At 62.9% G+C, this 8,683-nt stretch carries 11 protein-coding genes; 10 read left to right on the top strand and 1 reads right to left on the bottom strand.

Annotated elements, in window-relative coordinates; genetic code table 11:
- The first annotated feature begins 215 nt into the window (after positions 1-215).
- The 10 genes from ACQRD3_RS12970 to ACQRD3_RS12925 all read left to right on the top strand — a co-directional run bounded on the left by ACQRD3_RS12970 (position 216) and on the right by ACQRD3_RS12925 (position 7,134).
- A complete protein-coding gene (locus tag ACQRD3_RS12970; RefSeq protein ID WP_080906125.1) occupies positions 216-1,439 on the top strand; it encodes a BTAD domain-containing putative transcriptional regulator in 1,224 nt (407 codons plus the stop codon).
- 1 nt (position 1,440) lies between these two features.
- Complete coding sequence (locus tag ACQRD3_RS12965; RefSeq protein ID WP_427781668.1) at positions 1,441-2,169, top strand: sortase; 729 nt, start codon at positions 1,441-1,443, stop codon at positions 2,167-2,169.
- Entirely contained in the window at positions 2,166-3,071 is a 906-nt protein-coding gene (locus ACQRD3_RS12960; protein ID WP_427781667.1) for a transglutaminase-like domain-containing protein, read from the top strand. Before ACQRD3_RS12965 ends, ACQRD3_RS12960 begins: the two co-directional genes overlap by 4 nt.
- A gap of 70 nt (positions 3,072-3,141) precedes the next feature.
- Positions 3,142-4,134: a type II secretion system F family protein gene (locus ACQRD3_RS12955; RefSeq protein ID WP_427781666.1), complete on the top strand. Its 993-nt coding sequence runs from the start codon at positions 3,142-3,144 to the stop codon at positions 4,132-4,134.
- A 3-nt stretch (positions 4,135-4,137) separates the two neighbouring features.
- A complete protein-coding gene (locus ACQRD3_RS12950) occupies positions 4,138-4,440 on the top strand; it encodes a hypothetical protein (RefSeq protein WP_080906122.1) in 303 nt (100 codons plus the stop codon).
- An 18-nt stretch (positions 4,441-4,458) separates the two neighbouring features.
- On the top strand, positions 4,459-4,923 hold the full coding sequence (locus tag ACQRD3_RS12945; RefSeq protein ID WP_427781665.1) for a DUF4860 domain-containing protein: 465 nt from the start codon (positions 4,459-4,461) through the stop codon (positions 4,921-4,923).
- On the top strand, positions 4,920-5,237 hold the full coding sequence (locus ACQRD3_RS12940; RefSeq protein WP_080906120.1) for a hypothetical protein: 318 nt from the start codon (positions 4,920-4,922) through the stop codon (positions 5,235-5,237). Before ACQRD3_RS12945 ends, ACQRD3_RS12940 begins: the two co-directional genes overlap by 4 nt.
- Positions 5,227-5,664 carry a pilus assembly PilX N-terminal domain-containing protein gene (locus ACQRD3_RS12935; protein ID WP_427781664.1) on the top strand — a complete coding sequence of 146 codons (438 nt, stop codon included), beginning with the start codon at positions 5,227-5,229 and terminating at the stop codon, positions 5,662-5,664. Before ACQRD3_RS12940 ends, ACQRD3_RS12935 begins: the two co-directional genes overlap by 11 nt.
- A complete protein-coding gene (locus tag ACQRD3_RS12930; protein ID WP_080906118.1) occupies positions 5,661-6,722 on the top strand; it encodes a PilT/PilU family type 4a pilus ATPase in 1,062 nt (353 codons plus the stop codon). The genes ACQRD3_RS12935 and ACQRD3_RS12930 overlap by 4 nt, the downstream gene beginning before the upstream one ends.
- 1 nt (position 6,723) lies before the next feature.
- Positions 6,724-7,134 carry a hypothetical protein gene (locus ACQRD3_RS12925; protein WP_427781663.1) on the top strand — a complete coding sequence of 137 codons (411 nt, stop codon included), beginning with the start codon at positions 6,724-6,726 and terminating at the stop codon, positions 7,132-7,134.
- Between the two features lie 146 nt (positions 7,135-7,280).
- Here the strand turns inward: ACQRD3_RS12925 and ACQRD3_RS12920 are convergent, their stop codons facing one another.
- Positions 7,281-8,621: a butyryl-CoA:acetate CoA-transferase gene (locus ACQRD3_RS12920; RefSeq protein ID WP_427781662.1), complete on the bottom strand. Its 1,341-nt coding sequence runs from the start codon at positions 8,619-8,621 to the stop codon at positions 7,281-7,283.
- Between the last annotated feature and the right edge of the window lie 62 nt (positions 8,622-8,683).

Genomic DNA, 8,683 nt, shown 5'->3' with positions numbered 1-8,683 from the left:
GTTTTCCTACATTAGGGGGCCTTTTGTCTATTGTCCGGTTTTACTGGAGCTGTTCAGTTTTCGGCGGGGCCTTTTTATGTGCAGAGATCTAAAAAGAAAAAATGTTTGAAAAAATATGTAAAAAAATCCGTAAAAACCTATTCAAATCCCGAAAGATATTATATAATATTTTTAACTATAAACACGACTGATGGCGGGGAAAGAGATGGGATGAGATGAAGCTGAGCGTGTCGGGACAGAAAACGGGGGCGCCTGAGAAGCTGTATGTGGATGTAACGATGCTGGGCAGCTTTTCCGTTTGCCGGGGGGAGGAGCGGATCAGCGATGAAAACAGCCATTCCAGAAAGCTGTTCGGCGTTCTGGGATACCTGATCCTGAACAGGAAACGCCGGGTGACTCAAAGTGAGCTGATCGACCTGCTGTGGGACGACGACAGTGACGCAAATCCTGTCAATGCCCTGAAAACTCTGCTCTATCGCATTCGTCAAATGCTGCTGCCGCTCTTTCCGGAGGGGACTGCGCCCATTCTCTCCAACCGGGGCGGTTACATCTGGAATGATCAGATCGAATGCCGGACTGACACAGATCGTTTTGAAGCGCTCTGCGCCCGATGCGGCGATCTGCGGCTGGAGTCCGGGACCCGGGTGCGGAGCGGCAGAGAGGCGCTGGATCTTTACGGCGGAGAGTTCATGTCCAAGATGGGGCGGCAGATGTGGGTGATCCCCATCGCGGTGCGGCTGCATAATCTGTACATGGAGACGGCGCTGCTGTGTGCCGGGCTGCTGGAGGAAAAAAAGGAGTACGGAGCCATGGAGAGTCTGGCCGCCCGGGCGATCCGGGTGGATCCGCTGGACGAGCGGATCAGCTGCGCTCTGCTGCGGGCCCTGATCCGGCAGGGAAAGGACACCGCGGCTCTGAGTCAGTATGAAAATACGACCGAACTGCTCTACCGCAGTTTGGGCGTTCGGCCGTCGGAAGAACTCCAGGCGGTGTACCGGGAGATCATGGCCAGCCAGCAGGCGTTGGAGACCGACCTGGAGATCATTCAGGGACAGCTGCGGGAGACCGCCCGCCGGACGGGGGCCTTCGTGTGTGAGTACGGCTTCTTCCGGGAGATCTACCGCCTGGAATCCAGACGCAGCGCCCGCAACGGGACCTGCATCCATGTGGCGCTGGTGACCGTCACCAACACCGACGGCTCCATGCCGCCTCTGGAGGCGCTGAACGCCACCATGGAGCGGCTTCAGAGCACACTGACAGAGAGCCTGCGTCGGGGAGATGTGGTGTCCCGATACAGCGCGGCACAGTATGTCATTCTGCTTTCCGGTGCCAATTTCGAGGACAGCATGATGGTCATGGAGCGGGTCTTTTCCAATTTCCGGGCCAAGTACCGCACGATCCGCCTCAAGTTGTCTTACAAGGTGCGGGAGCTGAGCTGAAGTGGGACGAAAAATTGCGGCCGCGCTGCTGCTGGCGGCGGCGTTTTTGCTGGCACTGGCTGCATTCCTGATGCGTCCGGGTCCGCCTGCCGCGCCGGTGGAGACTCCCAGGGGGGAAACGGCGGAGCCTGCTCCGGTTTCGACCTCCGATGTTTCGGAAATGATGCCGACCCCTGACCCAGCACAGCAGACCTACCAGCCCGGAGAGGTTGTGGACGGGGTGAAGGTGGGAGGTTGGACCGTCACGGCAGAGCGGAAGGCATACACGGACGGGGCGCTGCGTCTGGTAATTCCTGCGCTGGCGGTGGATGTGCCGGTGCTGGACGGGACTGACGCAGACACTCTGCTGCGTGGAGTTGGGCTTTACGAATACGCCCAGCTTCCGGGGGAGGGGAACCGGAACGTCTCCATTGCCGGACACCGCAACGGGCTGAAAAACGGGCGCATCACCGACAGCATGCCCTTTTACTATCTGGATACTTTGGCGGAGGGGGATTATCTCTACCTTTCCGATTCGGAACATCTGTACCGGTATTTATTTTCCGGCACCGCGGTGGTGGAACCCGATGACTGGAGCGTGATCGCTGCCACCGGAAACAGCTGTCTGACTCTGACTACCTGCACCCCCATCGGCGTGGCCGATCACAGACTGGTGATCCGGGGGGCGCTGGACGCGGTCCTGCCGGCGGGGGATGCCGCCGGACTGCCTGCAAAGGAGAAATCTGCATGAAGAAGAGAAAAGCTTTGGTTCCGGCCCTGGCTGTGGCCACAGCGCTGTCGTTGTCCTGCGCGGTCCTCGGGACCGGCGCCGCGGCCGGGACGCTGCCCGGCCGTGCGGAGGTCAAGCAGGGGGTGAGTGTGTATGCCAACGACAAGGGGGAGGTGGACGCCTCCAACCTGGCTGAGGGGTATCTCTTCCTGCGCTATACCGGGGGAAAGAATGTGCGGATCAAGGCACAGATCATCAAAGAGGGCGGGGTGACCTACACTTATGACCTCAACAATGCCGGGCAGCGGGAGACCTATCCCCTGACGGAGGGGAACGGGAACTACACGGTGAAAATCCTGGAGAACACCACCGGCAACCGCTATGCCCAGGCGTATGCCTGCACCCTGGAGCTGACCCTCAGGGACCCCATGGCCCCCTTCCTTTACTCCAATCAGTTTGTCAATTACACCGCGGATTCGGCCACGGCTGCCAAGGCGGCCCAGTTGACCGGCGGAGTGGAGGGCACAGTGGGAAAAGTGGCCGCGGTCTTTGACTATGTGGTGGATCACTTCACTTACGACTCTGCCCAGGCCGCCACGGTCCAGAGCGGCTATCTGCCCAATGTGGATCAGGTGCTGGCAGAACAGAAGGGGATCTGCTTTGACTATGCCGCCGTGATGACCGCCATGCTCCGCAGCCAGGGGATCCCGTGCAAGCTGGTGGTGGGCTATGCCGGCACGATCTATCACGCCTGGATCAGCGCCTATTCGGAGAAGGACGGCTGGATGGAAGGGATTATCTATTTCGATGGGGTGAACTGGACCATGATGGACCCCACCTTTACCTCCAGCGGAAAGCGCAGCAAGCCCATTTTGGACTATGTGACCAACCCGTCCAACTATCAGCAGAAATACGCCTATTGAGCGCGGGCGGCGGACGGATCCGGGCTGTCCGCCGCCTTTGTGCGCCTTAATTCAGAGAGGGGGAGACCCGATGCCCAAACAGTTGACGGAAGAGGAGCGCTCCTCTCTGAGCTGGGAACTGTCCAGACTGTACGGGGCCGGGCTGAGCTGGCCTGACAGCGTGGACCTGCTGGCCGCCCAAAAGCCGAGCGCCCCGCTGGCCGAGGCTCTGGCAGAGCTGGGGCAGGCCCTGACCGGGGGCGCGGACCTGGCCGAGGCCATGGCCCGGACTGGGCGCTTTCCCCCGGAGTATCTGCGCCAGGTGGAACTGGGCCAGGCCTCCGGACGGCTGGAACAGGTGTTGGCGGCTCTGGCGGACTATGACCGGCGGGAAGGGGAGACCCACGCCGCGCTCCGGGGCGCGGTGACCTATCCACTGACCATGATCGGCCTGATCGGGGCGATTTTTTTCTTTTTGGCCTGGCGGATCCTCCCCATTTTTACCCGGGCTTTCGCCCAACTGGGGGTGGCGGGAGTCAGCGCGGGGGGGCGGTTGGCCCTCATGGCCGTGTCGGGCACATGCGCGGCCGCGGCGCTGCTGCTTTTGGCCTGGTTCCGCCGGGGCGGCGGGCTGGGGCTCTTTGCCCGGGGAGAGGTGGGGCTGGCCGCTGCCCGGAGCCGGTTTGCCTCGGCCATGGCGTTGATGCTGCAAAGCGGAATGGCCCTGGATGAGAGCGCGGAGCGCTGTGCCGCACTCCTGACGGGGGGGCCCCTGGCCGGGGCCATGGAAACCTGCCGGGCCGCCATGGCGAAGGGAGAAGAATTCCCCCGGGCCGTGGAGGAATCAGGCCTGCTGGACTCCTTCCAGAGCGGACTTCTGGCCGCAGGCTTCCGCTCCGGGGACTTTGCGGGGGCTTTGCAGGAGATCGCCAGCCGTTGCTCCCACAGGGCGGAGGAGCGGTTGGAGAGCAGCCTGGGGCGGTTTGAATACGGACTGGTTCTCTTTTTGTGCGCGGCGGTGGCCGCGCTGCTGCTGACGGTGATGCTCCCCCTGGCGCGGATGCTCACCGCCCTGGGGGGCTGAGCGGTGGCGGGCCGAAGAGACCGGCGGGTCCCGGCGGCTGTTCTGCTGGCGGGGGCGCTGCTGGCAGGCGCCGCGGCGGAGCTGGCTGTGGCGCCTGCGGCCCGGCGGGAGAGCCGGGAACTGGTGGAGGCCGCCGTCCGCCGCTCTGCGGTCCAGTGCTATGCCATCGAGGGAGCTTATCCCCGGTCTTTGCAGGAGCTGCGGGACCGGTACGGCCTTTCGGTGGATGAGACGCGGTGGATGGTAGACTACCGCTACATGGCGGACAATCTGTCCCCGGACATCACCGTACTGCTCAGATCTTGACCGGAAGGAGGGAGCGCTGTGCGCAGGGATCAAACTGAGCTGCCCAGTCTGGCTCTGTGCGCTCTTTTCGCCGTCCTGGCCATCGGAGTGACGCTGCTGTCCGGAGGGGTGTATCGACAGTGCACGACCCGGGCGGAGAAGGCCGGCGCCGGCCGGACCGCCCTGTCCTATCTCACCAACCAGCTCCGCCGGAGCGACCGGGCCGGGGCGGTGGAGGTGACCTCTTTCGGCGGCGGGGATGCTCTGCGCTTGGAACAGGAGGAGGGCTACGAGCTGCTGCTCTACTGTTATGACGGTCAGTTCCGGGAGCTCTATGCCGGAGTGGATTCCGAGGCGGTCCCCGCCGACGGGACCGCGCTTTTTCCCATGGAGGTTATGTCGGTGAGGGCCCAAAGCAGCCGTATTTTCCTGGCGCTCACCGCTTCGGACGGCGGGACCTGGGAGACCAGTGTGTCCCTGCGCTGTGGGGAGAGTGCGCTGTGAGGGGCGGGCGGTCCCGGCTGCTGGAGCTGGTGCTGGACCTTTGTGTCTTTGCGGTGTGTGCCCTTATCTGCGTTTTGCTCCTGGTCCGGGCCGGAACCATCAGCCGGGGGAGCGAGCGTCTGACCCGGGCGGTCTATCTGGCGCAGACCCTGGCGGAGGACTGGAAGGCGGGAGAGGCCGCCCCCCGGACCGTGGAGGAGGAAGAGCTGACCGGCGAACTCCGGGAGACGGAGGGCGGCGGTGCGGAGGTCACGGTGACCTGGAACGGAGAGACGGTCTATACCATCGGGGAGGTGCGCCGGAATGAGGGCTGAGAAGGGCTTTTTTGCCGGTGCCGGGATCGGCTTGACCAGTATTTTCACTATTCTGCTGGTGCTGATCCTGTCGGTTTTTTCCACCCTGTCTCTCTTCACGGCCCGGGCGGATGAGCGGCTCAGCCGGGCCAATGCCGACGCGGTGAGCGCCTACTATGCCGCCGATGCCCAAGCCTGCCGGATCGAGGCGGACTTCGCCCGCAGCGGCGAGGCTGAGCGGGAGGAGACGATCCCCATGACGGAGATCCAATCTCTGCGCATCCGTCTCCGCAGGGCCTCGGACGGCTCCGTGGAGCGGCTGGAGTGGAGCACTGTGCGGACAGAGGAGAGCGGAGAGGCCGAGGCCCTGCCGGTGTGGGGCGGCACCGGTCTGCCGGGGGCGCAGCGCGCTGCCGGGAAAGAGACCGCGAACGGGAGGAAACCATGAAACTGACGGAGATTTTAGAGCGGGCAGTGCGGGAGGGGGCCTCCGACATCCTTCTCATTGCCGGACTGCCTGTGACCTATAAAATAAACGGAGAGCTACGCCGGGAAGGAGAGCGTCTGCCGGCTCAGGAGACGGGGGCGCTCGCCGAGGACCTGTACCGGCTGGCGGACCGGGACATCACATCCTTTCGGAACACGGGGGACGACGATTTTTCCTTTGCCATTCCGGGGCTGAGCCGGTTTCGTGTCAACGCCCTGCGCCAGCGCAATTCCATGGGCGCAGTCATCCGGGTGGTGGCCTTCCGCCTGCCCGAGCGGGAGCGGCTGCACATTCCGGATCATGTCTTTCGCCTGGCCGGCTGCCCCCGGGGGATGATTCTCTTCACCGGGCCTGCCGGTTGCGGCAAGACCACCACGCTGGCCTGCATTGTGGATCTCATCAACAACACCCGACAGGCCCACATCGTCACCATTGAAGACCCGATCGAGTACCTTCACCAGCATCGGAAGAGCGTGGTGACGCAGCGGGAGCTCCACACAGACACGCAGTCTTACGCGGCTGCTCTGCGGGCTGCCCTGCGGGAGGCACCCAATGTGATCCTGCTGGGAGAGATGCGGGATGCGGAGACCATCCAGGCTGCCGTCACCGCGGCTGAGACCGGGCATTTGGTCATCTCCACCCTCCATACGGTGGGGGCGGTGAATACGGTGGACCGCATTGTAGACGCCTTTCCGCCGGAACAGCAACGGCAGATCCGAACTCAGCTGGCTCTGGTGCTGGAGGGCGTGGTATCTCAGCAGCTGCTGCCCGCCGTGGACGGGACCCAGCGTCCGGCCTTTGAGGTGATGACAGTCACGGGGGCGGTGCGGAATATGATCCGGGAGGGGAAGACCTTCCAGCTGGGTGCGGTGATCGACAGCGGTTCAGGCCAGGGGATGATCTCTATGGACCAGAGTATCTTGAGGCTGATGCGGGAGGGACTGATCTCGGAAGAGACGGCCCTGCGCTACGCCGTCAATGTGGACAGCGTAAAGCGCAGTCTCGAAGGAGGAAAATAATATGACACAAAAAGAGAGGGAAGGCATGTTCCGGATCTGCGTGGATCAGGGGAGCGGCGGCCGGGTATACAGCTGCCGGATCATGGAGCCTTTTGCCTTCGCTGATCTGGGAGATCTGCTGCTGAAACTCGAGCGTATTCTGGAGGCTCAGGACTATCCCCAGGCTGCCCAGATCATCCGCACGTTCCGGGAGGGGGAAAAGCGCCCGGAGTACCCCGGGCTGCCTGCGTCCGGCATGTCCTGGGAGCGGGTACAGGAGGCGCAGGGCGTGCGCATGACCTTCGATCTGCTGATTCTCTCCCGATTCAGCGCCACATGGCAGGGATATGTCCAGTGGAGTGACGGAAGCCGCACCGATTTTAAAAACGACCTGAGCTTTTTATCGGCAGTAGCCGAAAAGCTGGGGCTTTAAGGGCCCGAATACTGCCCGACCCGTGAAAGAGGAAACCGGCACAGCATAAATTGCACCCCACTTGTGAATCGGTGCCATGTGGCGATCACAAATGGGGTGCAGTTTTATTTTATGGAAAAGGTACAGTTAACAGTGGCTTTTATTGCTCAGCGGTTGCTTCTCTTCCAGATCTTCATTTTCTCAGCCTCCTGGATAAGCTCGTCCCGGAAGTCTGGGTGGGCAATGGAGATGATTTTCTCCGCCCGCTCCCAGGTGGAGGTGCCCTTTAAATTGACCATGCCGTATTCCGTCACCAGATACTGCACGTTGGCTCTTGTGTCGGTCACCACTGCGCCGTTGGTGAGCGTGGGCTTGATTCGGGACTTCAGGCTCCCGTCCTTCCCCTGCATGGCCGCCGAGCAGCACAGAAAGCTTTTGCCGCCGTTGGAGAGGTAAGCCCCCATCACAAAGTCCAGCTGTCCGCCCGCGCCGGAGATGTGGCGGACCCCTGCCGTCTCCGCCGCCACCTGGCCAAACAGGTCCAGCTCGATGATGTTGTTGATGGAGATGAAGTTGTCCTGCTGAGCCACCGTCCGCACGTCGTTGGTGTAGTCCACCGGGGCGGACATGCACTCCGGGTTGTCGTCCAGGTAGTCGTAGAGCCGCTGGCTGCCCGCACCGAAGGCGTAGGTCTGCCGCCCCCGGTCCAGGGCCTTGTTCCGGCCGGTGATCTTTCCTGCCTCCGCCATGTCCACGAAGGCGTCTACGTACATCTCGGTGTGGACGCCCAGGTCCTTCAGGTCGCTCTGGGCGATCATGGCCCCCACGGTATTGGGCATCCCGCCGATGCCAAGCTGGAGGCAGGCCCCGTTGGGGATCTCGGGTACGATGAGATCGGCCACCGCCTGATCCACCGCCGTGGGGGCACCGCCGCTCCCCAACTGCCACATGGAGGGGCTGTTGCCCTCCACCACGCCGGAGACCCGAGAGAGGTGGATGCCGCAGTCCCAGCCCCCCAGGCACCGGGGCATGCTGCGGTTGACCTCCACAAAGACGTACTCCGCCCTCTCGCACACCGAAGCCAGATGGGAGGCGTTGGGGCCGAAGGAGAACCAGCCGTGGCTGTCCATGGGAGCCACCTGGAGGAAGGCCGCCCGGACGGGCTCCACATTCTCCCGGTAGAATCGGGGCAACTCGGAGTAGCGCATGGGGTTGAAGAAGGTGGCTCCGGTGTCGATCATCTTCCGCTCTACCCCGGACATGTGCCAGGAGTTCCAGGTAAAATGTCTTGCCGTGTCGGGCACCTTCATGGTCTCGGGCACCTCGAAAAGAATGCCGCCCCGGAGCTTGACGTCTGCCAGCTCCTCATACCGCCCGGCCAGGGCCCGGTCCAGCGCCCGGGGGGTGCCGGTGCACCAGCCGTAGTCCACCCAGTCCCCGGAGCGGACCACCTGCACCGCCTTTTCTGCCGAGATCTGCTTCTCCTGGTAGAGTGCTTTGTAATTCATAGGCGGCCCCTCACTTGGAATAGTCGTAGAAGCCCTTGCCGGTCTTGCGGCCCAGATAGCCG

The sequence above is a fragment of the Candidatus Pseudoscillospira sp. SGI.172 genome, assembly GCF_050313575.1.
GTDB lineage: Bacteria > Bacillota > Clostridia > Oscillospirales > Oscillospiraceae > Vermiculatibacterium.
This window is presented reverse-complemented; position numbering and strand designations above follow the sequence as displayed.

What these genes read in the sequence shown, in the direction of transcription:
- ACQRD3_RS12970 (WP_080906125.1), top strand. Translation starts at nt 216, where the DNA reads ATGAAGCTGAGCGTGTCGGGACAGAAAACGGGGGCGCCTGAGAAGCTG.
- ACQRD3_RS12960 (WP_427781667.1), top strand. Translation starts at nt 2,166, where the DNA reads ATGAAGAAGAGAAAAGCTTTGGTTCCGGCCCTGGCTGTGGCCACAGCG.
- ACQRD3_RS12955 (WP_427781666.1), top strand. Translation starts at nt 3,142, where the DNA reads ATGCCCAAACAGTTGACGGAAGAGGAGCGCTCCTCTCTGAGCTGGGAA.
- ACQRD3_RS12935 (WP_427781664.1), top strand. Translation starts at nt 5,227, where the DNA reads ATGAGGGCTGAGAAGGGCTTTTTTGCCGGTGCCGGGATCGGCTTGACC.
- ACQRD3_RS12930 (WP_080906118.1), top strand. Translation starts at nt 5,661, where the DNA reads ATGAAACTGACGGAGATTTTAGAGCGGGCAGTGCGGGAGGGGGCCTCC.
- ACQRD3_RS12925 (WP_427781663.1), top strand. Translation starts at nt 6,724, where the DNA reads ATGACACAAAAAGAGAGGGAAGGCATGTTCCGGATCTGCGTGGATCAG.
- ACQRD3_RS12920 (WP_427781662.1), bottom strand. Translation starts at nt 8,621, where the DNA reads ATGAATTACAAAGCACTCTACCAGGAGAAGCAGATCTCGGCAGAAAAG.